22 protein-coding genes and 1 tRNA gene are annotated in these 26,498 nt (G+C 67.0%); 12 read left to right on the top strand and 11 right to left on the bottom strand.

Going from position 1 to position 26,498, the window contains the following annotated elements; translation table 11 throughout:
- The first annotated feature begins 2 nt into the window (after nt 1-2).
- From galE to ESD82_RS18710, 5 genes are all read left to right on the top strand, one after another.
- Nucleotides 3-1,001: a UDP-glucose 4-epimerase GalE gene (gene galE, locus ESD82_RS18730; RefSeq protein WP_028710087.1), complete on the top strand. Its 999-nt coding sequence runs from the start codon at nt 3-5 to the stop codon at nt 999-1,001.
- Nucleotides 991-2,229, top strand: coding sequence for a glycosyltransferase family 4 protein (locus ESD82_RS18725; protein WP_147427638.1), 1,239 nt, complete (start codon nt 991-993; stop codon nt 2,227-2,229). The genes galE and ESD82_RS18725 overlap by 11 nt, the downstream gene beginning before the upstream one ends.
- A 64-nt stretch (nt 2,230-2,293) precedes the next feature.
- On the top strand, nt 2,294-3,283 hold the full coding sequence (locus tag ESD82_RS18720) for a glycosyltransferase family 2 protein (RefSeq protein ID WP_147427639.1): 990 nt from the start codon (nt 2,294-2,296) through the stop codon (nt 3,281-3,283).
- The gene (locus ESD82_RS18715; protein WP_028710088.1) at nt 3,280-4,974 is read left to right on the top strand and encodes a DUF5927 domain-containing protein; all 1,695 of its coding nucleotides are present in this window, start codon (nt 3,280-3,282) and stop codon (nt 4,972-4,974) included. The genes ESD82_RS18720 and ESD82_RS18715 overlap by 4 nt, the downstream gene beginning before the upstream one ends.
- Complete coding sequence (locus ESD82_RS18710; RefSeq protein WP_147427640.1) at nt 4,971-6,365, top strand: hypothetical protein; 1,395 nt, start codon at nt 4,971-4,973, stop codon at nt 6,363-6,365. The genes ESD82_RS18715 and ESD82_RS18710 overlap by 4 nt, the downstream gene beginning before the upstream one ends.
- Nucleotides 6,366-6,371: 6 nt before the next feature.
- Here the strand turns inward: ESD82_RS18710 and ESD82_RS18705 are convergent, their stop codons facing one another.
- The 7 genes from ESD82_RS18705 to choX all read right to left on the bottom strand — a co-directional run bounded on the left by ESD82_RS18705 (nt 6,372) and on the right by choX (nt 13,127).
- On the bottom strand, nt 6,372-7,313 hold the full coding sequence (locus tag ESD82_RS18705; RefSeq protein ID WP_028710089.1) for a DMT family transporter: 942 nt from the start codon (nt 7,311-7,313) through the stop codon (nt 6,372-6,374).
- Entirely contained in the window at nt 7,310-8,374 is a 1,065-nt protein-coding gene (gene queG, locus ESD82_RS18700) for a tRNA epoxyqueuosine(34) reductase QueG (protein WP_147427641.1), read from the bottom strand. Before queG ends, ESD82_RS18705 begins: the two co-directional genes overlap by 4 nt.
- Nucleotides 8,355-9,044: an FtsZ-binding protein FzlA gene (gene fzlA / locus ESD82_RS18695; RefSeq protein ID WP_028710091.1), complete on the bottom strand. Its 690-nt coding sequence runs from the start codon at nt 9,042-9,044 to the stop codon at nt 8,355-8,357. The genes queG and fzlA overlap by 20 nt, the downstream gene beginning before the upstream one ends.
- 87 nt (nt 9,045-9,131) lie before the next feature.
- Nucleotides 9,132-9,890 carry a monofunctional biosynthetic peptidoglycan transglycosylase gene (gene mtgA, locus ESD82_RS18690; protein WP_024843593.1) on the bottom strand — a complete coding sequence of 253 codons (759 nt, stop codon included), beginning with the start codon at nt 9,888-9,890 and terminating at the stop codon, nt 9,132-9,134.
- Nucleotides 9,891-9,929: 39 nt separating this feature from the next.
- On the bottom strand, nt 9,930-10,511 hold the full coding sequence (locus ESD82_RS18685) for a DUF1269 domain-containing protein (protein ID WP_024843594.1): 582 nt from the start codon (nt 10,509-10,511) through the stop codon (nt 9,930-9,932).
- A gap of 180 nt (nt 10,512-10,691) precedes the next feature.
- Nucleotides 10,692-12,188, bottom strand: coding sequence for a choline-sulfatase (betC, locus tag ESD82_RS18680; protein WP_147427642.1), 1,497 nt, complete (start codon nt 12,186-12,188; stop codon nt 10,692-10,694).
- Nucleotides 12,189-13,127 carry a choline ABC transporter substrate-binding protein gene (gene choX / locus ESD82_RS18675; protein ID WP_147427643.1) on the bottom strand — a complete coding sequence of 313 codons (939 nt, stop codon included), beginning with the start codon at nt 13,125-13,127 and terminating at the stop codon, nt 12,189-12,191. It abuts the gene before it with no gap.
- A gap of 172 nt (nt 13,128-13,299) precedes the next feature.
- Between choX and ESD82_RS18670 the strand changes: the two genes are divergently transcribed.
- Nucleotides 13,300-13,375 (top strand) — tRNA-Ile (locus ESD82_RS18670).
- 32 nt (nt 13,376-13,407) lie between these two features.
- Here ESD82_RS18670 and ESD82_RS18665 read toward each other — a convergent pair.
- The 4 genes from ESD82_RS18665 to ESD82_RS18650 are packed head-to-tail and all read right to left on the bottom strand — an operon-like array spanning nt 13,408 to nt 16,346.
- Nucleotides 13,408-14,469, bottom strand: coding sequence for a site-specific integrase (locus ESD82_RS18665; protein WP_244314551.1), 1,062 nt, complete (start codon nt 14,467-14,469; stop codon nt 13,408-13,410).
- Nucleotides 14,469-14,702 carry a helix-turn-helix domain-containing protein gene (locus ESD82_RS18660; protein WP_147427645.1) on the bottom strand — a complete coding sequence of 78 codons (234 nt, stop codon included), beginning with the start codon at nt 14,700-14,702 and terminating at the stop codon, nt 14,469-14,471. Before ESD82_RS18660 ends, ESD82_RS18665 begins: the two co-directional genes overlap by 1 nt.
- 1 nt (nt 14,703) lies before the next feature.
- Nucleotides 14,704-14,994, bottom strand: a complete 291-nt coding sequence (locus ESD82_RS22705) for a ClpX C4-type zinc finger protein (protein WP_147427646.1) — start codon at nt 14,992-14,994, stop codon at nt 14,704-14,706.
- On the bottom strand, nt 14,994-16,346 hold the full coding sequence (locus ESD82_RS18650) for a DNA cytosine methyltransferase (protein WP_244314550.1): 1,353 nt from the start codon (nt 16,344-16,346) through the stop codon (nt 14,994-14,996). The genes ESD82_RS22705 and ESD82_RS18650 overlap by 1 nt, the downstream gene beginning before the upstream one ends.
- Here ESD82_RS18650 and ESD82_RS22040 point away from each other — a divergent pair.
- The 6 genes from ESD82_RS22040 (at nt 16,345) to ESD82_RS18620 (ending at nt 26,447) form a co-directional block, all read left to right on the top strand.
- A complete protein-coding gene (locus ESD82_RS22040; protein ID WP_244314549.1) occupies nt 16,345-18,585 on the top strand; it encodes a hypothetical protein in 2,241 nt (746 codons plus the stop codon). The genes ESD82_RS18650 and ESD82_RS22040 overlap by 2 nt on opposite strands.
- Nucleotides 18,585-19,265, top strand: a complete 681-nt coding sequence (locus ESD82_RS18640; protein WP_147427649.1) for a hypothetical protein — start codon at nt 18,585-18,587, stop codon at nt 19,263-19,265. The genes ESD82_RS22040 and ESD82_RS18640 overlap by 1 nt, the downstream gene beginning before the upstream one ends.
- The gene (locus ESD82_RS18635) at nt 19,262-19,828 is read left to right on the top strand and encodes a hypothetical protein (RefSeq protein WP_147427650.1); all 567 of its coding nucleotides are present in this window, start codon (nt 19,262-19,264) and stop codon (nt 19,826-19,828) included. The genes ESD82_RS18640 and ESD82_RS18635 overlap by 4 nt, the downstream gene beginning before the upstream one ends.
- Nucleotides 19,813-20,184 (top strand): DUF6950 family protein, encoded by a 372-nt coding sequence (locus ESD82_RS18630; RefSeq protein WP_147427651.1) that lies wholly within the window; start codon nt 19,813-19,815, stop codon nt 20,182-20,184. The genes ESD82_RS18635 and ESD82_RS18630 overlap by 16 nt, the downstream gene beginning before the upstream one ends.
- Complete coding sequence (locus ESD82_RS18625; protein ID WP_147427652.1) at nt 20,185-22,290, top strand: phage tail protein; 2,106 nt, start codon at nt 20,185-20,187, stop codon at nt 22,288-22,290.
- 62 nt (nt 22,291-22,352) lie between these two features.
- The gene (locus ESD82_RS18620) at nt 22,353-26,447 is read left to right on the top strand and encodes a hypothetical protein (RefSeq protein ID WP_147427653.1); all 4,095 of its coding nucleotides are present in this window, start codon (nt 22,353-22,355) and stop codon (nt 26,445-26,447) included.
- Nucleotides 26,448-26,498 lie beyond the last annotated feature (51 nt).

Here is a 26,498-nt window from a genome sequence, read left to right as displayed (position 1 = left end):
GCATGACGAACAAGGTTCTGGTGACCGGCGGCGCGGGTTATATCGGCTCGCACGCCTGCAAGGCATTGCGCGCGGCGGGCTTCGAGCCCGTGACTTATGACAATCTCTGCACCGGCTGGCGACAGGCGGTGAAATTCGGCCCCTTCGAGCAGGGCGACCTCATGGACCGGGCCCGGCTGGACGAGGTCTTTGCCCGCCACAAGCCCGTCGCGGTGATGCATTTCGCCGCGCTGAGCCAGGTGGGCGAGGCGATGCGCGAGCCGGGCAAGTATTGGCGCGGCAATGTCAGCGCCTCGCTGAACCTGATCGAGGCGACGCTGGCGGCGGGGGTGCGGAACTTCGTTTTCAGCTCGACCTGCGCCACCTATGGCGACCATGACGGCGTGGTGCTGGACGAGGCGACCCCCCAGACGCCGCTGAACGCCTATGGCGCCTCCAAGCGCGCCATCGAGGACATGCTGAAGGATTTCGGCGCCTCGGACGGGCTGCGTTCGGTGATCTTCCGCTATTTCAACGTGGCCGGTGCCGACCCGGATTCCGAGGTGGGCGAGTTCCACCAGCCCGAGACGCATCTGATCCCGCTGATCCTCGATGCCATCGACGGCAAGCGCGCGGCGCTGACCATCCACGGCACCGATTACCCGACGCCGGACGGCACCTGCATCCGCGACTATGTGCATGTCATGGACCTGGTCGATGCGCATGTGCTGGGGCTGCAATACCTGCTGGACGGCAAGGTGGCCGATGGCGGGCAGGAGGTGTTTTGCCTAGGCACCGGCAACGGCTTTTCCGTGCGCGAGGTGATCGACCATTCCCGGCATGTCACCAACCGCCCGGTGCCGCTGACCGAGGGGCCGCGCCGTGGCGGCGATGCGGTCAAGCTGGTTTCGGGCAGCGAGAAGGCGGTCTCGGTGCTGGGCTGGAACCCGGCGCGCTCGACCCTGCCGCAGATGATCGGCGATGCCTGGCGCTGGCACCAGAACGGCGGATATGAGGCCTGATCCGGCGGTCCTGCTGGATGTCTCGCGGCTGATCTCGCGGCTTGGCGGCGGCCCGGCGACGGGCATCGACCGGGTCGAGGCGGAATGGCTGGCCCATCTGCAGGACCGGCCGCATCTGCTGCTGTGCCGGGTGCGGCGCGGGCAGCTGCTGTTGCCGCCCCAGGCCGGGGCGGCGATCCTGCGCTGGCTGGGCGGCGCGCTGGACGAGCTGCCGCCGCCGGACCTGCTGGACCGGCTGCGCGGCCGCCGCACCCTGGCCGCGCGGGCCGAGGCGGCGCTGCGGCGGATGGCCTTGGCGCGGGCCGGCCGCGAGGGGCGGGGCCTGGGCCGCGCGGCGCAGGCGCGCCTGGGGCAGGGCGTCTACGTCAACGTCGGCCATGCCAACCTGCAACCGGGGCTTTTGGCGAACCTGCGTCCCCTGCCGCGGGCGGTGCTGATCCATGACACCATCCCGCTCGACCATCCTGAATTCACCCGCGCCGGCCAGGCCGACAGGTTCCGCGACCGCTTCACCGCCGCGCTGGGGCAGTCAGAGCTGATCCTGACCGTCTCGGTCGCCACCCGCGCCGATGTGCTGCGCTGGCGCGGGCGGCTGGGGCTGCCGGGCCATGCGCCGGTCGTCGCCGCGCCCATCGGCACGCGGCTGGCCGCGCCCGATCCCTCCGGGCTGCCGGCCGGCCTGGACCTGGCGCGCCCCTTCTTCGTCACCCTGGGCACCATCGAGCCGCGCAAGAACCACGCCCTGCTGCTGGATGCCTGGCAGATGCTGGAGCGCGGGCCGGAACCGCCGCAGCTCTTCGTCATCGGCCGCCGCGGCTGGGAGAACCGCGAGGTCTTTGCCCGGCTCGACCGCCTGCCGCCGGGCGGGCCGGTGCGCGAACTTTCCGGCCTGGACGATGGCGCGGTGGCGGCGCTGCTGGGCCGCAGCCACGGGTTGCTGATGCCCAGCCGGGCCGAGGGCTTCGGCCTGCCGCTGACCGAGGCGGCCCGGCGCGGCGTCCCGGTCCTGGCCACGCCCCTGCCGGCGGCGCGCGAGATGCTGGGCGATTACGCGACCTGGCTGTCACCCGACGCCCCGGCCGACTGGGCGGCCGAGATCGCGCGGCTGGCGGCCGCCCCGCCGCTGCGGCGGCCGGCCTTGCCGGTGCCGGCCTGGCAAGGGCATTTTGCGTATTTCTATGCGACGCTGCGTGAAATATTGTGCAGCCCGGATGTGGCGGCTATGTGACGGGGTGTAAAAGGTAAAAGAGGCCCCCGTGCCGCGCCCGTTCAGGATTTTTCGGCGTAAGCTGATGCTGCGCGCCCGCCGTCAATGGCTTTTGGCGCGTGCCATGCGCCGTCGCCGGCAGCTGCATCCGGTCTGGGACCGCACCGCCCGAATCGCGCCCGGCGACATCCTGCTGTTCACGACCATGCGCAACGAGGCGCCGCGCCTGCCCTGGTTTCTGGACTATTACCGGGCGATGGGCGTGCGGCACTTCCTGGTGGTGGACAATGGCTCGCAGGACGGCGGACGCGAATACCTGGGCGAGCAGCGGGACGTCTCGGTCTGGCTGACCCATGCCAGCTACAAGGCTGCGCGCTTCGGCATGGACTGGATGAACTGGCTCTTGCACCGCCATGGCGCGGGGCATTGGTGCCTGACGGTCGATCCCGACGAGTTCCTGGTCTATCCCCATCACGACACCCGGCCCCTGCAGGCGCTGACCGACTGGCTGGACGCCAGCAATATCCGCGCCTTTTCGGCCATGCTCCTGGACATGTATCCCCAAGGCTCGCTGGCCGCCGAGCCTTACCGTGCCGGACAGGATCCGTTCCGCATCGCGCGCTGGTTCGACCCGGCCAATTACGTCATCCGCAAGAACGGCGAATACGGCAACCTGTGGATCCAGGGCGGGCCGCGGGCGCGGGCCTTCTTTGCCGAGGATCCCGAAAGCGCCCCGGCGCTGAACAAGATCCCGCTGGTGCGCTGGCAGCGCGGGCTGGCCTATGTCAGTTCGACCCATATGCTGCTGCCGCGCTCGCTGAACCTGGTCTATGACCAGGACGGCGGCGAAAGGGCCTCGGGTTGCCTCTTGCATGCCAAGTTCCTCTCCAGCTTCGCCGAGAAATCCGCCGAGGAGCTGACCCGGCGCCAGCATTACGCCGACAGCCAGGAATACCTAGCCTATCACGCCGGGCTGTGCGACGACCCGGATTTCTGGTGCGAGCAATCCTGCGAATTGCGGGACTGGCGCCAGCTCGAGGATCTGGGACTGATCTCCAAGGGGAACTGGGCATGAGCGATGCGCCGGTGCGGCTGGGCGTGGTCATGCTGTGCCACGAGGAACTGTCCATCGCCGCCCGCATGGCGCGGGTCTGGGCCGAGGGCGGGGCGGCGGTCGCGGTCCATGTCGATGCCAAGGCGTCGGCGGATGCGGTTCGCGCCATGCGCGCCGGGCTGGCCGACCTGCCGAAGGTGCTGTTCAGCCCGCGCCACCCCTGCGAATGGGGCACCTTCAGCCTGGTGCGGGCCACGCAGGACGCGGCCGCGCTGCTGCTGGACCGCTTCGAGGACGTGACGCATGTGCTGGTCGTCTCGGGCGCCTGCCTGCCCCTGCGCCCGGTGGCGGATCTTTGCGCCTACCTGGCGTCGCATCCGGGCCGCGACTTCATCGAAAGCGTGACCGCCGCGGATGTCGGCTGGACCGTCGGTGGGCTGAACGAGGAACGCTTCACCCTGCATTTCCCGTTTTCGTGGCGGCGCCGGCACAAGCTTTTCGACCGCTATGTCGCCTTGCAGCGCCGGCTGGGCTACAAGCGCCGCATTCCGCAGGGGCTGGTGCCGCATCTGGGGTCGCAATGGTGGTGCCTGACGCGGGCCACGCTGGGCGCGATCCTGAACGATCCGCGCCGGGCCGAGTTCGACCGCTATTTCAGCCGGGTCTGGATCCCGGACGAAAGCTATTTCCAGACCCTGGCCCGGCGCCATTCGCCGAATATCGAAAGCCGGTCGCTGACGCTGGCCCGGTTCGACGACCAGGGCAAGCCCTATATCTTCTACGACGACCATCTGGAGCTTTTGCAGCAGTCCCGCTGCTTTGTCGCGCGCAAGATCTGGCGGGGCGCCGAGCGGCTTTATCGGCATTTCCCGCAAGGCGATGCCGCGCCGCCACCGGCCGCCGAGCCGCGGCCCGAGCGGGTCGAGCGCATCATCCGGCAGGCTGTGGCGCGCCGCCGGCTTGGCCGGCCGGGGCTTTACATGCAAAGCCGCTTTCCGCTGAAGGACCGCGAGAACGGCAAGACCGCCGCGCCCTATGCCCTGCTCCAGGGCTTCACCGACCTCTTTCCCGACTTCGAGCCCTGGCTGGCCGACCGCATCGACGCCGATGTGCATGGCCATGTCTTCGCCGTGCATGGCGTCGAGTTCGCCGGCCGCAAGCCGCTGGGGCCCGGGGCGCTGCCCGACAGCGCCGGGCTGCGCGACCTGGATCAGCGCGGCTTTTTGGCCAACCTGATCCGCAGTTCGCGGCGGATGCAGGCCTGGCAGTTCAGCCCGCGCGACCGGCAGGAGATGAACTGGTTCCTGGCCACCGATCCCAATGCGCGCATCTTTGTCGTCACCGGCGCCTGGGCGGTGCCGCTTTTGCATTCCGGCATGCCCTTCGACGACATCCGCCGCGTCGCCGCCATCCTGCAACGCACCGAACTGGCGCAGATCGAGGTGCTGAACTCGGTCTGGCTCAAGGCGCGCACGCGGGTCTGGGATCTGGGCGATGCCTGCGCCCGGCCCGCGGCCGTGCTGGGCGACATCCTGCAGGGGCTGGGTGGCGATCCCGCCGCCGCCGCCGACCTGCCCCGGATGCGCGATGTCACCGGCATGGGGCGGTTCCTGCAACGGTTGCGCAATGCCGGGCTGCATCCGCAACTGATGGGCGATTTCCCCGCCGCCGATCCCGACCACATCCCCGGCCAAGGAATCCCCGCGCCATGACCCAGCCCTTCCGCAGCTTCGTCATCTTTGCCGAGATGCGCACCGGCTCGAACCTGCTCGAGGCGACGCTGAACGCCATCAAGCGCGTCACCTGTTTCGGCGAGGCCTTCAACCCCTACATGATGGGTTGGCCCGACAAGGAAGAGCTCAAGGGCATCACCATGGCCGAGCGCGAGGCCGATCCGCACCGGCTGCTGGCGGCGATCTTCGACAAGCCGAACCACCTGCCGGGATTCCGCTATTTCCACGACCACGACCCGCGCGTCTTCGATGCCATCATCGAGGACCGGTCCTGCGCCAAGATCGTGCTGACCCGCAACCCGGTGGACAGCTATGTCTCGACCGCGCTGGCGCGCGCCACCAACCAGTGGAAGCTGAACGAGACCGAGACGCCGATCCCCGCCGCCGTGCGCTTCGACGGCGCCGAGTTCCGCCAGGCGGTGGGCGAGATCGAGGCGTTCCAGCTGAAGGTCATGCACCGGCTGCAGGTGACCGGCCAGGCCGCCTTCTGGCTGGGCTACGAGGATCTGCGCGATGCCGAGGTCATGACCGGCCTGTTGCATTGGCTGGGCCGCACCGATCTGGAGCGGGTCGAGCCGGCCAACGATCAAGTGCCGCAAAACCCGCGCGAACTGTCAAAGAAGGTCGAGAATTTCGACGAGATGCAGGCGGAACTGGCGCGGCTCGACCCGTTCATGCTGCGCCGCATCCCGAATTTCGAGCCCCGCCGCGGCCCGGCCGTGCCTTCCTTCCTGGGGGCCGAGGCGGGCAGCGGGCTGATCTTCATGCCGGTCAAGGGCGGGCCGACCGGCTTGGTCGCGGGCTGGCTGCGGCGGATGGGCGAGGTTGCGGGCGATTTCAACCAGGCCAGCCTGCGGCAATGGAAGCGCCGGCATGCCGGCCATCGCAGCTTCACCGTGCTGCGTCACCCGCTGCCGCGGGCCTGGAAGGCGTTCCAATCGCTGCTCGGCGGCAGGAATGCCGAATTGCGCGACCTGATGCGCCGCATTCACCGCGTGCCCCTGCCGCCGGATCAGGAACTGGCCGCGCTGGAGCAGGGCCGCAAGGCGGAACTGTTCGCGGCCTTCCTGGAGTTCCTGCGCCGCAACCTGAACGGTCAGACCACGCTGCCAACCTATCCCGGCTGGGCCAGCCAGTCCGAGGTGCTGGCCGGCTTCGCGCGTTTCGGCGCCCCAGACATGGTGCTGCGCGAGGCGGAACTGCCGCACGATCTGTCCTGGCTTGCCGCCAGCGCCGGGATCGGGGCACCGGCCGACCCGCCGCGGGCCGAGCCCTTCCCGGATTTCCTGGACGACCAGGAACTGCGTGCCGCGGCGAAAAGGGCCTATCTGCGCGATTACGTCGCCTTCGGCTTCGCTGACCGGCCCTAGCCCTGCCTAGCCCTGCGGGGTCATGGCTTTGCGCTGGCGGTTGCGCTCCAGCCCCAGCTGCCGCTCGCGCCAGATGATCAGGATGCCGGCGGTGATGACCAGCGCGGCGCCCGCCAGCATCACCAGCGTCGGCGCCTCGTCGAAGACGAACCAGCCGATCAGCAGCGCCAGCAGCATCGAGGCATATTCAAAGGGCGCCACCAGCGAGGCATCGGCATAGCGATAGGCCGAGGTCAGCAGGATCTGCCCCAGCCCGCCCAGCAGCCCGATCATGACCAGCAGCGCCGCGGTTTCGGCATCGGGCATCACCCAGCCGAAAGGCACCGTCAGCAGTCCCAGCAGCGTCGATGTGACCGAGAACCAGAACACGATGGCCGAGGTGCGTTCCTCCTGCACCAGCTTGCGCACGAAGATCTGCGCCAGCGCCGTGCAGGCGGCGCCCGACAGCGTGACCATGGCGCCCAGGCTTTCCTTGTAGCCCATGGCGGCGCCGAAGCTCAGCCGCGGCGACAGCACGATCACCACGCCGACCAGCCCCAGCACCACCATGGACAGGCGGAACAGCCGCACGTCCTCGCCCAGGAACATGGCGGCGAAGATCACCGTCAGCAGCGGCGCGGCATAGCCGATGGCCGTGACCTCGGGGAAAGGCAGCAGGGCCAGCGCCCAGAAGCCCAGCCCCATGGCGGCGGTGCCGATCACGCCGCGATAGAAATGCCCCATCGGGCGAAAGGTTCTGAGGCCGACGCCCAGTTCGTGCCGGAATGCCAGCCAGACCAGGATGACCGGGATGGCGAAAAGCGAACGGAAGAAGACCTGCTGGCCCGGCGGCACGCCCAGGCCGCCCTCGGCGGTCGCCTTGACGATCGAGGCCATGATGGTGAACACCAGCACGCTGAGGCATTTCAGCAGGATGCCGCGCAGCGGGCTTGGGGGCGTCTGGATCATGGCAATCGCTCGCATGCCCAGCGTGCCGCGTCGGCGACGGCCGGGTCGGGGTCATCGGCCAATGCTTCGGCCAGCGGACGCAGATGTGCAAGCCCCGAATTGCCGATGGCGTAAAGCACGTTCCTGACCATGCGGTCGCGCCCGATGCGCTTGATCGGGCTGCCCGAGAAATGCTCGCGGAACCCCGCGTCGTCCAGTTGCGCCAGTTCCGCCAGCGCCGGCGCGCCATGGGGGCCGTGATAGCGCAGCTCGGTCGCTGCCTGTGCGAACTTGTTCCAGGGGCAGGCGGCCAGGCAATCGTCGCAGCCATAGATGCGATTGCCCAGCATCGGCCGCAGCTCGGGATCGACCGGCCCCTTGTGCTCGATGGTCAGGTAAGAGATGCAGCGCCGCGCGTCCAGCTGATAGGGCGCCGGAAAGGCCCCGGTCGGGCAGGCGTCGAGGCAGGCCCGGCACGAGCCGCAATGCGAGCGTTCCGCAGCGTCCTTGGGCAGCTCCAGCGTGGTAAAGATCGCGCCCAGGAAGAACCAGCTGCCCAGCTCCCGCGACAGCAGGTTGGTGTGCTTGCCCTGCCAGCCCAGTCCCGCCGCCTGCGCCAGCGGCTTTTCCATCACCGGGGCGGTGTCGACAAAGACCTTGATCTCGCAGCCGGTCAGCCCGACCAGCCAGCCGCCCAGGCGCTTCAGCCGCTTCTTGACCAGGTCGTGATAATCCTTGCCATGGGCATAGACGCTGACCGTGCCGCGATCCTTGTGGCGGACGGCCTCCATCGGGTCGTGCTCGGGCGTGTAGAGCTCGGCCAGCATGACGACCGAGCGCGCCTCGGGCCACAGGCTTGCGGGCGAGGCGCGCCAATGCGCCCGCTCGGCCATCCAGCCCATCTGGCCATGCCGGCCTTCGGCCAGGAAGGCGGCCAGCCGCTCGGGCAGTTGCGGGTTCGCGTCGGGGGCGCAAATGCCAAGGGCCGAGAAACCCTCGGCCCGCGCCTGCTGTTCCAGCCGCAAACGGATCTCCGCCGGGTCGGTCGGTCTGTCGGTCGGCCTAGAAGTCGAGCAGCGCATAATGCGGCGCCGGGTGAACGCCCGGCAGGTGGTCGGCCAGCAGGCTGCGGAAGGCGGGCCGCGACTTGATCTTGGCATACCATTCCTGCACCTCGGCCGAATGGGTCCAGTCCACGTCCGAGATGTAGTCGAGGCAGGACAGATGCGCCGCGGCGGCGAAATCGGCCAGCGTCATCACGTCGCCAGCCAGCCAGCGGCGATGTTCGAGCAGGCTTTTCATGTAGTCCAGGTGATAGCGGATCGCCGAAAGCCCGGCCTTGACGGTGCGCGAATCCGGATAGCCCAGGCGCATCACCTTCTTCCAGACCCGCTCGTTCATCACCGGCCGCGTCACCTCGGCGTTGAACTTGTCGTCGAACCACGCGCAAAGCCGGCGCACCTCGTAGCGTTCGGCCGGCAGCGCCGGCATCAGCGAGGGCTGCGGCTGGATCTCGTCCAGGTATTCGCAGATCGCCTGGCTTTCGGCCAGAAGCCGGCCATCCATGCGCAGCACCGGCAGCTTGCCGGCGGGGTTGCGGCGCATGATTTCCGAGCCCGGCTCCCAGAAACGATCCTCGACCAGCTCGACCTCGATGCGCTTTTCGGCCAGCACCAGCCGGACCTTGCGGCAAAAGGGCGACAGGGCGACATGGTAAAGGCGAATCGTGGAACTGGGCGAGGAAGTATTCATCAGGGGAAAACCGGTTCGTTCTCGGGTCTTCGGTTGATACGCCCAGGGGCGCGCGGTTTCAACCGCGATGCGCGGGCAGGGCGCGGATCAGCGCCCAAGCCCTAGGCAGGAATCGCGGCCATCCGCCCGGATCGTCTCGGCGCCGCTGACGATCGAGCGGGTGCGGGCCGAGCCGGTCTGCGGGTTGCGCGTGCGCGGCGCGGGCAGGATCGAGGCCAGCGCCGCCGCCTGTCGCAGGCTCAGCTTGTCGGGCGTGGTCTTGAAGTAATACTCCGAGGCCGCCTTGATGCCGAAGACGCCGCGGCCGAATTCGGCGATGTTCAGATAGACCTCGACGATGCGGCGCTTGGACCACAGCGCCTCGATCATCGGGGTATAGGCCGTCTCCATCACCTTGCGCGGCCAGCTGCGCCCCTGCCACAGGAAGACGTTCTTCGCCGTCTGCTGGGTGATGGTCGAGGCGCCGCGCGACGAGCCCGAGGCGATGACCCGGCGGATCTCGACCATGTCGAAGCCCCAGTGGTTGCAGAAATTCGCATCCTCGGCCGCGACCACGGCGCGGACCATATGCGGCGAGACCTGGTCCAGGCCCACCCATTCGCGCGAGGCCCGGCCGGGAAATTCGCGCTGGCCCTGGATGATGGTCCAGGTGGTCGGCGGGTTGACGAAGGAAAACAGGAAGACCAGCACGAACATCAGCGCCAGCAGCCGCGCCCCGATCCAGCGCAGCCAGGACCACAGCCACAGCGCCAGGCGCCGCAGGGGCCGCCAGCCGCGCAGGCCGCGGCGCCGGCGCGGCATCGGCGCCTCGGGATTGTCGTCAAGGGTGTCCATGCGGTGGGGCATGGCGGCGTCCTGTCACGCCCATGCCCCTTGCGTCAAGCGTCAGGCCGAGGGCGAGGGGTCCGATCCTTCCGCCGCCGCCGCCCCCGAGGCAGGCCGGTCCACATGCGGCATGCCGAGCGCCGAGCCCAGCCTGCCGCCGGCGAAGGCCTCGCGCAGGCGCGCCTCCTCGGCCTCGGGCAGCGAGCTTTGCAGCACCCGGCCCCTCAGGTGGAAGCCTTCCAGCCGCGCCAGCACCTTGTCGGCGGTCATCTTGCGCACCAGGATGAATACCGCCGAGCCGCCGGGCGGGATGGATTGGCCAAGCTCACGCATGAAATCGTCGTTGATGCCGATGTCGGACAGCGTGCCGGCGATGGCGCCCGCGCCCGCGCCCACCGCGGCGCCGATCAGCGGATTGAGGAAGATCAGCCCGACCAGCGTGCCCCAGAAGCCGCCGCCAAGCGCGCCCGCCGCGGTCAGGTTCACGGCCTGGTGCAGCTGGATGTCCTCGGCCGAGGGGCGGGTGACGACCACGGCGTCCTCGAGCTCGATCAGATATTCCTTCTGCATCTTGACCAGTTCGGTGCGCAGCTCGAAGCCGGTCGCCTCGTCGTCGAAGGCGATGACAAGCAGGTCGGACATGGCGGAAATCCCCTCTTGGCTCATGACGGCGGGCTAACGCCCCGCCCGCGCCGCGGGTTCCTTGCTGCGGCACAGGGTCGCGGCCCGGCCGGGGGACACTGGCCTGTTTCTCCCTTGGCCAAATATCCTCGGGGGTCCGGGGGCAGACAGCCCCCGGCGGCGGATCGCCCAGGCGCGACCCTATTCGCCGCGCGGAAAGCGCTTGGCCTCCTCCAGCACGTTCAGGTCCATGTGGTTGCGCATGTAGCGTTCGGATGCCTGCATCAGCGGTTGGTGGTCCCAGGGGAAATAGGCGCCGTTGCGCAGCGCCTCGTAGACCACCCAGCGCCGGGCCTGACTTTCGCGCACCTCGGCGTCATAGGCGGCCAGATCCCAGCGTTCGGCCGCCATGTCCCGCATCCGCGCCAGTACCCCGGCCGCCGCCGGATCGGTCGCCCGGTTCACCCGCTCGTCCGGGTCTTCGGCGAGATTGTAGAGCATTTCGGGATCGGCCGTGCAGGCGACGTATTTCCAGTCGCCGTCGCGCAGGCAGACCAGCGGCGCGATGCTGCCCTCGGCCGCGTATTCCATCGCCACCGGCCCGCGCCCCTCGGCGCCCTGCGCCAGCGAGCGCCCGTCGGTCCAGGGCGCGACCTCGGCCATCGAGATGCCGGCAAGCTCGCAAAGCGTCGGCAGCACGTCGATGGTCGAGACCGGCACCTCCACCCGCCCCGGCGCCATGCCCGGCGCCGCGATCATCAGGGGCACCCGCGCCGAGCCCTCGAAGAAGTTCATCTTGAACCACAGCCCGCGGCCGCCCAGCATCTCGCCATGGTCCGACAGGAAGACCACGATCGCCTCCTGCCGGGTGCGCTCCAGCACGTCCAGGATCTCGCCCAGCTTGTCGTCGACATAGGAGATATTGGCGAAATAGCCCTGCCGGGCGCGGCGGATGTGGTCCGGCGTGATGTCGAAGGCCCGCCAGTCGCAGGCATCCATCAGCCGCTGCGAATGCGGGTCCATCCGGTCATAGGGAATGGCCTCGGGCGGCTCCAGTTCGGGGATGCCCTCGTAGAGATCCCAATACTTGCGCCGGGCGACGAAAGGGTCGTGCGGATGGGTGAAGCTGACCGTCAGGCACCAGGGCCGCTCGTCGCCGCCGCGCGCCAGGTCGTAGAGCTTGCGGGTGGCGTGATAGGCGACCTCGTCGTCATATTCATACTGGTTGGTGATCTCGGCCACGCCGGCGCCGGTCACGGAACCCAGGTTGTGATACCACCAGTCGATGCGTTCGCCGGGGCGGCGATAATCCGGGGTCCAGCCGAAATCGGCCGGATAGATGTCGGTGGTCAGCCGCTCCTCGAAACCGTGCAGCTGGTCGGGGCCGACGAAATGCATCTTGCCCGACAGGCAGGTGTGATAGCCCGCCCGGCGCAGGTGATGGGCATAGGTCGGGATGTCCGAGCAGAACTCGGCCGCATTGTCATAGACCCGCGTGCGGCGCGGCAGCTGCCCGGACATGAAGCTGGCGCGGCCGGGCGCGCAGAGCGGGCTGCCGGTATAGGCGCTGGCATAGCGGGTCGACCGCTCCGCCAGCGACCGCAGATGCGGCACATGCAGGAACTCGGCCGGGCCGTCGGGGAACAGCACCCCCGACAGCTGGTCGGCCATCACGATCAGGATATTGGGTCGTTGCAATTACTTCACCGATGCCATGACTGCTTCCGCGCCGGGTTTTCCATCCAGCGTGGTCACGCCGTCAAGCCATGCCGCCACCGCATCCGGGTTCTCGGCGATCCAGCCCTTGGCGGCCTGGGCCGCATCCATGCCCTCGTCCAGGATCCTGCCCATCAGCAGGTTCTCCATCTCCACGGTAAAGACCAGCTGGCCGAACAGCTTCGCGGCGTTGGGGCAGGCGGCGACCCATTCCTTGCGGGCCAGCGTGTGCACGGTGGCGCCGCCGAAATCGGGACCGAACTCCGCATCGCCGCCCGACAGATAGGTGATGTCCAGCTTGACGTTCATCGGGTGCGGCGCCCAGGCCAGGAAGACCGAGGGCAGGCCGGCCGCATCGTTGCGCGCCACTTGGGCCAGCATGCCCTGTTCGCTCGATTCGACCAGTTCCCAATCGCCGAGGCCGAACTTGTCCGCCTCGATCATGCCCTGGATGGTCTGGTTTGCCGGCGCGCCGGGCTCGATGCCATAGATCTTGCCCTGGAAGGCGTCCTTGTGCGCGTCGAGATCGGCGAAATCCTTGACGCCGAGGTCGGCGGCCGCATCGGTGACGGCCAGGGTGAACTTGGCGCCGGTCAGATTCTGCACCAACTCCTCGGTCTGGCCCGAGGCGTCCAGGTCGTCGCGGAATTTCTGCTGCGCGGGCATCCAGTTGCCCAGGAAGATATCGGTATCGCCGTTCTTGAGCGCCTCGTAGCCGACCGGCACCGACAGGGTGCGCACGTCCGGCCGGTAGCCCAGCCCTTGCAGCAGGGCGGTGGCGACGCCGTTCGTCGCGGTGATGTCTGTCCAGCCCGGATCCGAGAAGCGGACGGTGCCGCAGCTGGCGGGTTCGTCCGCCAGCGCGGGCGCGGCGGCGACGAGGGCAAGGACGAGGGGTGACAGCGGGGCGGTTCTGGACATGGTCGGACCTCCGGTTTCATGCCGCGTCGTGTCACGGCTTCATGCGCCATCAGCCCACAGGCGGGATGCGGGATCAAGAGCTGATGCCGGCCCGCTTGCCGGGGATTTCCCGCGATGCGGCGATCCCGGCCTTGACGAGGCGGGCCGGCTCGATCAATGGTGACGCCGTTCGGGGCCTGTAGCTCAATGGTCAGAGCAGGGCGCTCATAACGCCTTGGTTGGGGGTTCGAGTCCCTCCGGGCCTACCACGAACTTTGTAGAGCGTTGAAATCAAACGGATTTACGTCCGGTTTACAGCCGCCATGGGCCGGTTTACTTCGTTCTGTTCTTGTTCCGTGCCCAGAACGAGCCGCTTCATCTCCGCCGCCTGGGTGTATCTCTGGGCTTCCGCAAGCGTCTTGTGACCGCCCCAGGCCATGATCGCGTGAGCCGATCCTCCGCATTCCGCGATCATCGTCAGCCTGGCCTTCCGCAGCCCGTGAGCGGTGCGGTTCTCCAGGCCTGCATCCCGCGCGGCGTCGTTTATCACGTTCCCCAGGCCCTTGATGCTGCGGGCACGCCCCGTCTCCGTCTGCAGGAATGTCATATCCCCGGCGAGCGCCGCGACGGCCTCTCGGACAGCCTTGCGCTCGCGGTCCCAGCCCTTCGCGTAATCGGGAAGCGGCGATGTCCATGGCACATGCGCCCGCCCGCCCGTCTTGCTTTGCTTGAAGACCAGCAGTCCATCGCGCCCGACATGTTGGCGACCGATCGCTACCGCATCCACGGTGCGCGCCGCGGTCCAGAACACCAACTCGAAACAGGCGCGTTGCACGGTGCCGATTGCCCATCGGTCGCGGAACTTTTCCACGTCGTCAGCTGACCATGCGGCATAGCCATCAGTTTTGATGCTGATCTTTCGGATGCCGGCTGATGGGTCCGACTTCATCAGGGTCCGATCCTTCGCCGTCTTGCAGATGAGTCGCCAGACCTTCAGCCGCGCATTGGCGCGCCGGGGCTCAAGCTTGGCGAGGTCTGCGGTGATGTGATGCTCCCGCAAGCCGGCGGCTGGGGCTGTCCCATACTCTTTTCGAATCGCATCCGCCTCGCGCCTGACCTCGTGCTTGTAGACTGCGGAAAATGCCCGGACATGGGCCGATCCCAGCATCATGGTGATGGCTGCGGCTATGGTCCCATTCGGGTCGGCCGGCTGGGGCTTGCCCTTTATGGCGTCAGCCGCCGCCCATGCGGCTATGAAATCGGGATGCGATTCCGGGATGTCGTCGGGCAGCTTCGTTCGCGTCGGTCTATGCCAGCGATAGACCTTGCCGCCTTTTTTCACCCTGTGCACACGAGGAAGCATCACGTCCCGAAAATTTTGTCGCACCTGCTGACCTCGTCATCATCGACCTCCCCCTCAACAGGAAGGCCGGACGCGTATTCGTCAAGCGTTATGCGATCATAGAGCCGCTTTCCCCCCAGCATCCGGCGGGGTAGGCCGAGGCCGCGCAGCGTGGTCTCGCTGATCCCGAGGTAATGCGCAGCCTCGGGCGCCGGCAGCAGGCGCGGCGCGAAAGCTGGTTCGTGCTTACCCATCCTATCCCTCCTTCTCGCGCGCCTCACGGACGACCCCTGTGCACAGGTCCACGCACTCGTCGCAAATGAACACCTTCGGTCCGGCGATCAGATGCATGACCTCATACTGGTCCTTGCCGCAGAAGTTGCAGTAGGCCGGCGGCTTCACCTTCGCCAGCTCGGTTCGGGCTTCGTCGCGATCACGAATGGCCTGATCCAGCTGTGCTTTCAGGCCAGCGGCCTCGCGCTTCGCCTTGGATAGCTCGATGGCGAGCGCGGCTGCTTTCCTGCTATTGACGGTGAACAATGCCATCACGCCATCCTCCTCTCTTGTTCGATCGCAATGTGCTGGCAGTTCGCGCCGACGATGGCGGCGGCGATGGGCGGGCAAACGCTGTTGCCGCAGCAGCTGACCTGCACGTCCTTCGCGAAGGGCTGCCAATGCCACTCGCCTGCCTCGTCTTCGCGCCAGACGCCCTCGATGACGTAATCGTCGGGGAAGCCCTGGGCGCGGAACAGCTCGCGCGGGGTCAGCATCCGCATGCCGATGTCGATCACGACATAGGACGCGCCGCCGATCTCCAGCGTGACGAACTCGCCGCCATCCCAGGTGCCATGCTCGCGCAGGAACTCCGCCACCTGGCGGGCCCGGGTATGATGCTCGGGCGCGAAGGGCGGCGCGGCCAGCTCGGCCTGCATGTGCGCCATCCGGTCCTTAACCGTGATGGTGTGCATCGGCTCGTCCGTCCGCGCGCCGTCGCCGGTGCCGTAGTATTTGGCAAGGAAGGGCGCGACTGGCATCTGATGGCTGCCCGTGGCGGTCACCGTCGCCATCGGATCATCCGCCCGACGCCCGGGATTGACCCCACCTATGCGGCGGCTGTCGTTGTTGTGCTGGGCGAGGAACGCGGACACGGGATAGTGCTTCACCCCGCCCGCGACCACCGTGTTGAGCGGCGCGCGCACGTCCAGCGCCCGGGGCTTCTGCCCGGCCCGTTCGCCATTGCCGACATGCACCATGGTCGCGGCGATCAGGCTGTTCTGGTCTTTCTTGCTGGCGCAGATCGTGTGGTGCGGGTCCTCGGCTGATCGGTTGCCGCCGCCCTGCTGGGCATAGGTCAGCACCGGGGCGATCAGGGCGTGCTGGATGTCGCCGACCGTGACGGTGCCGAGGGGATCGGTGAGCGGATATTCCCGCCGCCCGCCGCTGTCACCGTGCGCGATGCTGGCCAGATAGGGCGCCAGCATCCCCAGAGGCGCGGCGCCGCCCGGCTTCTTGATCCAGCTGTTCGCGGTGACCGTGGCCATGGGGTCGCGCATGTCCTGCCCGGTCGCGCCGCCGTTGAAGCGCTGGATGCTGGGGGCGACCAGCACGCTCTGCCCGCCGCCGGCCAGCACCGTCGGATTCGGGGCGGTGATCGGGCTGTCGCGCCGATCCGTCCCTTTCAGGCTCATCATGCTGGGCACCACGACGGCCTTTTCGCCGCGGTGCGCCCCGGTGATCGTCCTGAACGGCTGGGCCACGTCCTCGACCCGGCAGCCATGGGTCAGGTTCACCAGGAACGGCGATTCCGCTTCGATCACATAGCGGCCCATGCCGCGCGCCACGCGGGCCATCGTGTTCTTCGCCAGCGGCCGCACGGCGCGCAGGCCGTGCTTGGCCATGACCTCGGCCGAGGTGTCGAAGATCGACGGGCACGGCAGCGACCAGTCGATGCAGGTATGCGCGCCGACCCAAGGCAGCAGTTTGCCTTTGCGGACCTCCTTCGATTTGGGATCGGCCAGGACGTTTGCTGGCACGGTGTTCCCCGGCGAGGCTGTGTCTCGTGCCCCCGGGCTCTCGGATGCTGAATGGTCCGCCGTTCAGGAGGCGCAGGCCCGGAAACTCGCCCGGGCAACCGGTGCCAGCGTCGAGCAGGTCGGGCTGCTGCAAATGGCCATGCGCAGGCTCGAGACCAGCAACAGCATCGAGGTTGTGCAGAAGGATGCCGAGAATTTCCGCGATGTGCTGATCCAGATTTCAGGGAGCGCCGAGGCGGCGGCACAGAAGTTTCCCGAGCAGATGGGGACGCTGAACACGCTGATCACCTCGGCTGCCGATCAGCTTGCGGCAGCGGACCGCCAACGCCGCGAGGCACAGCAGGATCTGCTGGCGACCTATGATGCGAACACCCAGAAGCTGAAAAAGCTTTCCGATGAGCGTCGCCTTGCCGAGGAAAGCCAGACCGAGGCGGTCAAAGCCGGCAAGGAGGATCAGGCCGAGGCTTATGGCCGCGTGATCAAGGCCATCGACAAGGAAGTTCAGGCGGTACGGCAGTCCATTGCCGAGATGGACGGCACCTTCGAGGCCAGCGTCAAGCGGATGCGGGAGCTGGCCGGCGGCCTCGGGGGTACGATCAATGACGCCATCAAGCAGTGGACGGGGCTCAATCTCCGCGAATGGGGGCAGGCCGGAACCGCTGCGAACAAGGGCATCCTCGATCTGATCGCGCAGCGGGAAAGCCGCGGCGACTATAATGCCACGCTCGACGACGGGCGCTGGACCGGTGGCTCGCGCAATCTGGTCAACATGACGCTGCGAGAAATCCGCGCCTTGCAGGAATCGATGAAAACGCCGGAAAACCGGGCGCTCTATGGCAACGGTGCCGGATCGTCGGCTCTGGGCCGGTATCAGATCGTCGGCTCCACCCTCGATGATCTGATGAAGCGGCTCAAGCTGACCGGCGACGAACTGTTCACGCCCGAGTTGCAGGACCGGCTGGCGATGGAACTGCTGCGCCAGATCAAGCCGGGGGACGTGGAAGGCATCCGCAAGGTCTGGGCCGGACTGGAAAATGTGCCGGCGCCGCTCATCCAGCAGGCTTGGGGCCGGCAATCCATCTCTCGGGTTGATCCTGAGGTCCAGCAGGATCTCGACAAGGAGATCAAGGCTCGTGAGCGCCTCGCCGAACAGGCCAGGCGATATGGCGAGCAGTTGGCGCAGAACCTCCTGACCGAGAGGGAAACGGCGCGGCTGGCCTCTGAACAGGCCGATCAGATCGCTGCCATCAAGGCGTCCGGTATGGACGAAGAGGCGCAGGCGCGTGCCATCGCCGCCGTGACCGCCGAAACGGAGCGCCAGCGTGTTGTCATGACCCTCCTGGCGGAGGCCAAGCGGCGCAATGTCGATCTCGACGCGCTGCTTGCGGATGGGTCGATGACGTACAAGCAGGCCATCGAGGCCCTTGGCGAGGCGAAGAAGGCCGACATCATCGCCACCAACGAACGGGCGATCGCCGAAGGCAAGGCGGCCGAAGCCCAGCAGCTGATGGCGGATACGCAGCAACAGGTGAAACAGGGGCTGCTGGATTCGGTCCTGGCCGGCGAAAGCTTTGCCGACGTGCTCGCCAATGTCGGCAAGATGTTCGCGCGCGCCGCGCTCGAGGCCGCGCTGTTCAACGAGGGCGCATGGTCCTCGGCCGGTGGCGGCAAGGGGCTGCTCGGCGGCATCGTGGGCGCGATCTTCAGCGGCTGGTCATCCGGCGGCTATACCGGCCCCGGCGGCAAGCACGAGCCGGCCGGCATCGTGCACAAGGGCGAGGTGGTCTGGTCGCAGGACGATGTGCGCCGCGCCGGGGGCGTTGGCGTTGTCGAAGCCATGCGCCGCGGCTCGCGTCTCCCCGGGCTTGCCGATGGCGGGGTGGCGGCAATGCCCATGATGCGGCTTCCGCAGATTCCCATTGGCGCTGCGGCGCCGCGGGGCACGGCCGTCAACGCCACCTTCGCGCCGAACATCAGCATCGCGCCCGGCGTCACCCAGGCCGAGCTGGGGATGACAATGGCTGCCGCTCGGCAGGAATACGAGAGGAATTTCCTGCCCATGCTGCAAAAGCACCTGCCCAGCTATAACGAGCGGTACGCCTGATGCCCGAAGTGATCGCCTGGCCGTGCAGCCTGACCCGGCCGATGGATGTCAGCTATTTCATCCAGTGGACCTCGCGCGACGCCGGTGCCAATCTGGCCGGCGTTGCGCAGGTTCTCGCGCCGGGCATGGGCGCCTGGCGGGTGGATATCACCATCCCGCGGGATTTCGACGGAACCAGGGTCAAGGAGCTGGAGGCCTTGGTCTCGGAAATGCGCGGCCGCTACAACGTGGCGAACCTGTGCATCTGCGATCCCTACAAATATGGCCCGCGCGTGAGCCCCGTGCAGACCCCGTTCAGCGATGGAACATGGTTCAGCGACGGCACAGGTTTCACCGACCCGGCGGCGGGCACGCAACCGCTGCTGACCTCGGCCGCGGTCGCGGCCGGGGACAATGAGCTTTATGTGGACCTGACCAACCCGGTGCGGCCCTCCCTGCGCATCGGCGACATGTTCTCGGTCAACGGGTTCCTTTACCGCGTGGTGCGCCGCAACGCCGCCGGCTGGGTCAAGTTCGAACCATCCGCGCGCCGCGCCATTCCATCCGGCACCGCCCTGACCACCAACCCGCCGCGCTTCTATGGTCGGTTCATCGACGACATGCAGGGGCAGCGGACCCGCGAGATGCTCAAATGGGGTCAGAGCATCACCATTTCCTTCATCGAGGCATTCGACAGATGAGCCCAGAGCTTGCCGCTTTTCTAGAAAGCGACCCCGAAGTGGTGCCGCTGGTCCGGCTGTTCCACCTGCATTTCGGATCGGTGCAGTATTACCTCAACGAAACGGAGGCGCCGCTCACCTTCGCAGGCCAGGTCTGGCAGCCCTGCATGGGCTGGATCGGCGCTGACCCGCTCAGCCTGTCGGCCAATCCCTTCGATGCCAACCCGGCCTATTACACGGTCTGGAACGTCGGCAACAAGGAGGGCGAGGATCTGGCCTATGAGGCGCTGAACAACCCGGCGTCCTGGTCGGACAAGCTGGTCCGGCAGCTTTGGGCGGTGCGAGGCTTCCCGCACGACGCCATCGTGATGCATGCCGGCCGGATCGTCGATGTGAAGCCGCGCGAGAATGCCGGGCTGGCCGAGATCCGCGTCCGCGCCGAAACCATCGCCGCCACCCGGAATTACACGCCCCTCGGCGAATATACCGACCGCGACCAGCAGCGCCGTCATCCGGGCGACCTCGGATGTCAGTATGCGGCCTCGCTGGTCGGCAAGAAGATCAAGGGATGGCTGATCGGCTAGCGGCCTTTGTCGAGGCCACCGCCGCGCGGCCCTGGGATTGGGCCGCCGAGAACTGCACTTTCTGGGTCGCGGATTGGGGACTGGTGCGCTGGGGCGTGGATTTCGCGGCCCGGTATCGCGGCAGGTGCCGCAGCGAGGAGGATGCCGACGCGCTGGTGGGTGGTGATCTGGTCGCGCTGGTCAGCCCGGAAATTCCGCTGCCGCGCAAGGGTGCCCCAGCCGAGGGCGATATCGGCGTGATCGAGTTTCGGGGCCGGCAGGTCTCGGCCATCTGGTCTGGAAGCCATTGGCTGATCAGGACGCCCCGCGGCGTTGCCATGGTGCGCGCCCAGGCTATTGCAATCTGGGGTGATTGAATGCCAGCTGTAGGAGGATGGCTCGCTGCCGTCTGGACGGGAGCCAGCGCCGCCGGCGCGGTGGGCGCGAGTCTGCTGAAGCTCGCCGTGGGCCTTGCGATCAACATGGCCGTCGCCAAGGTCACGGCTCCGAAAGGGCCGCGGCCGCAGGAGCTGCAAACCGAACTGCGATCCAGCAATGCCCAGCGTATCCGTCATCTGGGCCGAGTCCGCGCCAGCGGCACCGTGATGTTCTGGGACTGGGCGAACCTGCGGGATTTTACCGAACCGCCCGGCGGATGGTGGGACAATATCAAATGGAGAATCGGCAAGCGCCGCCTCTACAAGCTGATCGCGGTCGCCGAGGGCGGCATGGACGCGGTCCATCAGTGGTATCTCGATGGTGACCCGGTCGATGTAGACGCGGACGGATGGGTGACTTCCGAACCGTGGAACCGGGCCGGTATCCGACTCCAGTTCCGCAAGGGGGTCGAGGGGGACCAGTGGGACGGCGGTGATTGGCCCGAGCTGCGCGCCGCCTTTCCCGATCAGTGGACCGTGAACCACCGCCTGCGGGGCGTGGGCACGATCCTGGCCACCTTCGACGCGGTTGGCGGCAATGACATCGCGGAAATCTATGGCGGCGGTGAGCCCGAAGTATCGGCCCTGATCCAAGGCGCCGGCGCCTATTGGGCGGCCGATGGATCGACCATCAATGGCCGCAACCCTGCGGTGCATCTGTCGGATGTCATGGCCAATCCGGCCTATGGCGCGTTGACGACGAACGACATCGATCTGGCTCTGCTTGGCGTCGCGCGCACGGATTGCAACGCTCTGGTCCCGACCGATGGCGGCACCCGCACCAGATATCAATCCGGGATCAGCTACGCCCTGTCGGACTCGCTCAAGGACACGGCGCAGAAGCTCCTCGATGCGATGGGCGGCCGAGCTTGGATCACGCCGGAGGGCAAGCTGGCGGTCGCGGCTGGCGTCTGGAGCGCGCCGACGGTTACGATCGAGGAGCGTCACATCGTCGAGATGGAATATGGCGCCGGGACCGAGCGCATCAACCGGGTCACCACGTTGGTGCCGACCTTCGTCGCGCCGCAGGTGCGCTGGCAGGAAGCCACTGCCGATCCGGTCGAGGACGCCGATGCGATCGCAAAATGGGGCGAGGGGCAGCCCAAGGGCGTGGACCTGCTGGCTGTCCAGCATCATGGCCAGGCGGCACATATCTGCAAGCAAATGCTTGCGCGCATGAATCCGGATCGCAGGATGACCATCAAGCTCCGCGCCTTTGGCTTGCGCCTGATCGGTGAGCGGGTCGTAAGGGTCAACTTGCCGCGTCTCGGCCTGGCGGGGGTGCCGTTCTGGATCGATAACCTGGCCTTCGACGGCACTAATGTCACGGTCGATCTGATCGAGGCCGACCCGGCCTCCTTCGATTGGACGGCCGAGGAGGAGGGCGAGCCGCCGGCGATCCTGACCCCCGTGGATCGGGGTACGGCCGGGCGGGCTACTGCGATCACCAGCGTCTCGCTGATCACTAATGACGGGCCGCCCTATATCAGGATCGAGGGCACGCTGACCGCCCAGGCGGGTGACAACCTCATGGCGCAGTTCCGTCGCACCGGCAGCCCGCTCGCCTGGACCGACATGATCGCAGAGGCCGCGTCGGGCGGCGGTTTCTCTTTCCGCACCATGCCGCTCGGCGACCTGTCCGAATATGACTTCCGGGTGTTCTTCGGACGCTACGAGAACAGTTCGGGAGGCCGGGAGTTGCGCATGCAGTCCGTGCCCGTCGAGGTGATCGGCGTTGACGTGGTGGCCAATGGCAATCCGCCTGACGAACCAGTCGTCCTCTCGGCCAGCGGCAGCGCCGGCGATGATCTGGTCGTGATGTTTACGGTCGATCTTGGCGCGAATTACCATCGCACCGGGCTCTACCGTGCTGCACCCGGCGCACCGTTCGGCTCTGCGGCATTGGTCAAGTGGTCTTATGACCAGTCCTCCCAGGTCACCATGACCGCGCCGATTCCGCCGTCTGGCGGCCGATACTGGCTGCGGTCCGAAAACCAATCCCAGGTCGCGTCCGACCCGGTCGAAGTCGGCAACTATCCCGCCTGACCAGGCGCAAATCCAGCAAACACCGGCGGTCCTTCGGGGCCGCTTTTTCATGTGAGGCATGCATGTCATTCCAGAGCGATGCGAACGCGACCTATGTGAACGGCCAGGCGGTCGACAAGAACGAGGTGCGAAGCCTTTGGGGAATGGTCGACTGGGTGGTCTCCAATGGCGGCAAAATTTTCACCAACCGCGCCGAAGCGGTGAGCTTCGGCCAGGACAGTCTGCCCGCGGCGCTGGGGCGCATCATCACGCTCGAGGGTAATTACCTGGTCATGCGCGGCCAGGGCCAGACCGAGGATGATCCGCTGTTCGAAACCGCGCCCCGCTGGGGCGTCCTCGTGCGCATACCCAACAGGGCTCTGGTCGAGTCGATCAGCAACCTTGGCGACGTCCTTGCCCTGCAGACCGATACCGAGGCGAGCACGGCGCAGTTGGTGGTGGCGACCATCCCGGCCGCGCAGGCCCACATCTCGCTCAATGCGGGTCAGCTGCTGCGCTTCCGCTGGCCGTTCACCAATACCGGTGCGGATCCGGTCATCACTATCGGCGGGACTGCCTATACGATCCAGCGCCGGCTTGGCGGCGATCTCCAGCCCAGCGACCTGGTGGGCGGTTTCCGCTATACGGGCTACATCTACACCAACGATCCCGCGATCATCCGGCTGTCGGAATCGGTTGGTGCTTCCGACATCAACGGCCTGCGGGGCTCGCTGGAGGCTGGCTCGATCATCCCGCTGGTCAATATCGGCGGTACTGGCAATGCGATCACCGCCGACCTTGCGGCCCCAGCCGTCGCCGCCGGCGTCACGGTCACGGGCAGCCTGTCGGTTCGCTATATCCCGGCCGAGACCAATACCAACGATGCCGAAACGGACGTGACGTTGCACGTTTCGGGAGATGAGCCGCGGATCCTGCGCACCGAGGACGGCGGGCGGCTGCCCGCGGGCTACTTCGTTTCGGGGCGGGCCTATACGCTCGACAGGCGGGGCGGTGGGGGCTGGCGCGTTTCGGCGGGCGGGACAGCGCGCGCCGATCTGACCTCTGTCGTCGGAACCTCGGGTACGATGCGCCTGACCAATATCGCCGGCACGGGCAATGACATCACGGCCGACCTGGGCGTGCCCTTCGCCGCTTTGTCATCGATCGCCAAGATCGAATACATCCCGACCCTCGCCAACGAAGAAGGCCAGGTCTACCTGTCCATCGGCGGCGGCGCGCAGGTGCAGGTCTTCTCGCTCAAGGGCGGCGGCAACCTGCCTGCCGGATATTTCACTCCGGGCGTCAGCTTCATCCTGGCGCGACGGACTGCCGGGTGGCGCGTGGTCAACAGCAACCTGGATTCTACGGATATTCCCTCGATCCAGGCGCAGGGCGGCAAGATATTCTCGTCGGTTGCGAATGCGATCAGCTACGGGCAGGCGTCTTTGCCGGCATCCCTTGGCAAGATCTACATCGCTTATGAGGGGTTCCTGCAAATCCGGTCGCCGTCTTCGCAGGTGTCGCCCTTGTTCGAGACCGCACCCTATTGGGGCGTCGAGACGCAGCTGGCATCGAACTATCCGATCAGTCGCTTCGGCCTCGTGCAGTTGACCGCTCCGACGCTGGTCGATGACACCTATACCGCGGCCGTGGCCGCTGCATCCGAAACCCAATTCCTGATCGGCTCGGCATCGAACAACAACAAGTTCCTGTTCACCCCGAATGTGAACAGCCCGGCCAGCCCCCGGCTGGTGGTCTCGACCTATTCCGAGACCGCCTATCCCATCGTCTCGAAATCGGGGGCGCAGCTGCCGGCCGGGGCGCTGAAGGCGGGCAGCACCTATATCCTCGCCCGGGTGGGCTGGAACGTCTATCGCGTGCTAAACGAGGACGCGCCCGAGGTGCCGCCGAATCTGGTCCAGCGGATCGGCGAGCTTGAGATCGGGCTGGTCTCCGAAACGGGCGCGCGCGAAGTCGCAGATGACGGCATCCGGGCCGATGTTGCGGCGCGCGACAATGCCCGCATCGCCGACATCGCCGAGCTGCAGGACCGGATCACCTCCTTCGAGTCCGGCACCCGGATCGTCGGGGACTGGGACGCCTCCAGCGGCGCATTCCCGGCTGCCCGGCCGGATGCATCGCCCATCGAGGCCGGCGATCAGTGGAACGTCACCGGCGCCGGTACCGTCGATGGCGTGAGCTTCGCCCCGGGCGACATCCTGACCGCGCTGGCAGATGGCGGCGGCGAAACCTATGCCGACACCTGGTCGCGCCGCGCCGGCACGGCCACCATCGCCGCGCAGGTCTCGACCACCGAGCCCGGTGTCTCGGTCCAGCACTTCCTGGACTATGCGAACTACGTGTTCCCGTCCCGCGCCGCCCTGCTGGCGGTCGGCATCCCCATGGGCGTTCGGACCCTGTCGTTCAGGCATGGCTACCTGGTGCTGGAGGTCACCCGGACGGACGATCCCGATCAGTCCTGCCTGATGACCGCGGATGGCGCGCTATGGGCACCCAAGGGCCGGCCGACGCCGATCCATTTCGGCGCCGTGGGCGACAAGACTCCAGGCGTCCCGGCGACCGACGATACGGTTCCGGTTCAGGCTTGGCTCGACTGGCTCAAGCGCAACCAGGCCTGCGGCTGGCTGCCCGGCGGTTTCTGGTACCAGCTCACCTCGGTGAACCTGTGGTCTGATAAGCCGTTTTCCATCATGGGCGACGGCTGCCGCACCTGCGGGTTCTATGTCAGCAACCCGGATCGCCGGTCCGCTGGCCTAAAGACGACGCATCCGATCACGCCGTCTATCCGCTCGATGCAGATCGACCTCTACGATTTCATGCTGTCGAGCGACGCCGGCAACAAGGCCCCGCTGTATGAGCATCGCTTCACCTCGGGGCTGAAGATGCATCGGATCTTGTTCACGGCGCAGGGTAACTGGGGAACGGCCGACCATTCGTATGCCGTGCTGTCAAAATGCTGGAACGTCGATCTGTCGGAGATCACCTCCTGGCGCGGCGGGGTTTATTTCGCGCCGTTCGAGATCCCGCTCAACCAGCGTTTCAACATGACCTTGGGCAGCGACCGCATCACGGCGGACGGCGGCGATTTCGCATTCACCTCGGCCATGGAGGGCAAATATCTCAACCTGATCGGCGACGGCCGAGGCCAGGCCTTCCTGATCGCCGAGGTGATCAGCCCCACCGAGATCCGCACCGAGGCCGTCGCAGAGGCAGGCTTCCCCTCGGCGCGGGCGACGTTTGGGCATGTCCGGGGCACCATCGCTCAGGGCAGCGATATCCTCGTCCTGGAGGCGGATGTCCTGACGGCTGATGATGAGGGGCGCCGGGTCTATGTCCATGGCGCCGATCAGGACTGGCAGGGACAGCCGTTGCCGCTGGTCACCCGCGTTGCCGCGGTCAACGGACCGAACATCACCCTCGACCACGAGGCAGGGCGTTCGGTGGCTCTGACCGAACTGATCTTCGATCCGGTGTTCGATTTCGGGGACGAGAAGGTCGGCGAGGTGAACGAGTTCACCAACGACTTCAAGTTCAAGGATCTGCATATCGAGCGGTATTCCGGCACCGCCCTCGTGGCCACCGGCACCCGGACGGACGGCGCCTCGATGAAGCTGCACGGCAATGCTATGAACGACGGCTGGGAGGTCCATGCCCTGCAGTCGGGCATCCAGGGCTATCTCTATAACTGGTATGGTCATCTGGACGGGGCTTTCGAGCAGATGTCGGTCGGCAACGACACCGGCCGCATCATGATCACCGGCAACAAGAGCGTCTGCAACTTCGGGTTCATCTCGGCGGTGCTCAGGTATGACTTCCCGGCGATCTGCATGGACCTCAACGCAGACGGGGCGCTGGTCAATGTCGAGGGCATTCATCACATCTCCGGCAACGCCACGCAGGAGCTTTTCCGGGATGCGCTGAAGGTCAAGGGTGCGGGCAAGATCACCTGCGGCTTTATCGGCGGCGGCGGAAACTCTCCGCAGCGGCCGCTGGAGAATGTCGGTTTCTCGGTGCCCACCGTGACGGTCAGCACCTTGCCCGACCCATCGAAGGGGCCGGGGCCGATCTATGTCAGCGATGCGCCCGGCGGGTCCATCCTGGCATTCTCGGACGGCCTGCACTGGCTGCGGAGCGATGATCGGTCGATCGTCGGGTGAGCTAACGGCACCCATGACCTGCACCCGCTTCGGCGGGATTTTTTTATGCGC

The sequence above is a fragment of the Paracoccus pantotrophus genome (assembly GCF_008824185.1).
Lineage (GTDB): Bacteria > Pseudomonadota > Alphaproteobacteria > Rhodobacterales > Rhodobacteraceae > Paracoccus > Paracoccus pantotrophus.
This window is presented reverse-complemented; position numbering and strand designations above follow the sequence as displayed.

Coding starts and splice junctions, on each gene's coding strand:
- ESD82_RS18725 (WP_147427638.1), top strand. CDS start 991: ATGAGGCCTGATCCGGCGGTCCTGCTGGATGTCTCGCGGCTGATCTCG.
- choX (WP_147427643.1), bottom strand. CDS start 13,127: ATGTCCAGAACCGCCCCGCTGTCACCCCTCGTCCTTGCCCTCGTCGCC.
- ESD82_RS18660 (WP_147427645.1), bottom strand. CDS start 14,702: ATGGGTAAGCACGAACCAGCTTTCGCGCCGCGCCTGCTGCCGGCGCCC.
- ESD82_RS18630 (WP_147427651.1), top strand. CDS start 19,813: ATGGCTGATCGGCTAGCGGCCTTTGTCGAGGCCACCGCCGCGCGGCCC.
- fzlA (WP_028710091.1), bottom strand. CDS start 9,044: ATGAATACTTCCTCGCCCAGTTCCACGATTCGCCTTTACCATGTCGCC.
- ESD82_RS18705 (WP_028710089.1), bottom strand. CDS start 7,313: ATGATCCAGACGCCCCCAAGCCCGCTGCGCGGCATCCTGCTGAAATGC.
- ESD82_RS22705 (WP_147427646.1), bottom strand. CDS start 14,994: ATGGCATTGTTCACCGTCAATAGCAGGAAAGCAGCCGCGCTCGCCATC.
- ESD82_RS18710 (WP_147427640.1), top strand. CDS start 4,971: ATGACCCAGCCCTTCCGCAGCTTCGTCATCTTTGCCGAGATGCGCACC.
- queG (WP_147427641.1), bottom strand. CDS start 8,374: ATGCGCTGCTCGACTTCTAGGCCGACCGACAGACCGACCGACCCGGCG.
- ESD82_RS18720 (WP_147427639.1), top strand. CDS start 2,294: ATGCTGCGCGCCCGCCGTCAATGGCTTTTGGCGCGTGCCATGCGCCGT.
- ESD82_RS18635 (WP_147427650.1), top strand. CDS start 19,262: ATGAGCCCAGAGCTTGCCGCTTTTCTAGAAAGCGACCCCGAAGTGGTG.
- ESD82_RS18665 (WP_244314551.1), bottom strand. CDS start 14,469: ATGCTTCCTCGTGTGCACAGGGTGAAAAAAGGCGGCAAGGTCTATCGC.
- ESD82_RS22040 (WP_244314549.1), top strand. CDS start 16,345: ATGACCTCGGCCGAGGTGTCGAAGATCGACGGGCACGGCAGCGACCAG.
- ESD82_RS18685 (WP_024843594.1), bottom strand. CDS start 10,511: ATGTCCGACCTGCTTGTCATCGCCTTCGACGACGAGGCGACCGGCTTC.
- ESD82_RS18650 (WP_244314550.1), bottom strand. CDS start 16,346: ATGGCCAAGCACGGCCTGCGCGCCGTGCGGCCGCTGGCGAAGAACACG.
- ESD82_RS18640 (WP_147427649.1), top strand. CDS start 18,585: ATGCCCGAAGTGATCGCCTGGCCGTGCAGCCTGACCCGGCCGATGGAT.
- galE (WP_028710087.1), top strand. CDS start 3: ATGACGAACAAGGTTCTGGTGACCGGCGGCGCGGGTTATATCGGCTCG.
- mtgA (WP_024843593.1), bottom strand. CDS start 9,890: ATGCCCCACCGCATGGACACCCTTGACGACAATCCCGAGGCGCCGATG.
- ESD82_RS18620 (WP_147427653.1), top strand. CDS start 22,353: ATGTCATTCCAGAGCGATGCGAACGCGACCTATGTGAACGGCCAGGCG.
- ESD82_RS18715 (WP_028710088.1), top strand. CDS start 3,280: ATGAGCGATGCGCCGGTGCGGCTGGGCGTGGTCATGCTGTGCCACGAG.
- ESD82_RS18625 (WP_147427652.1), top strand. CDS start 20,185: ATGCCAGCTGTAGGAGGATGGCTCGCTGCCGTCTGGACGGGAGCCAGC.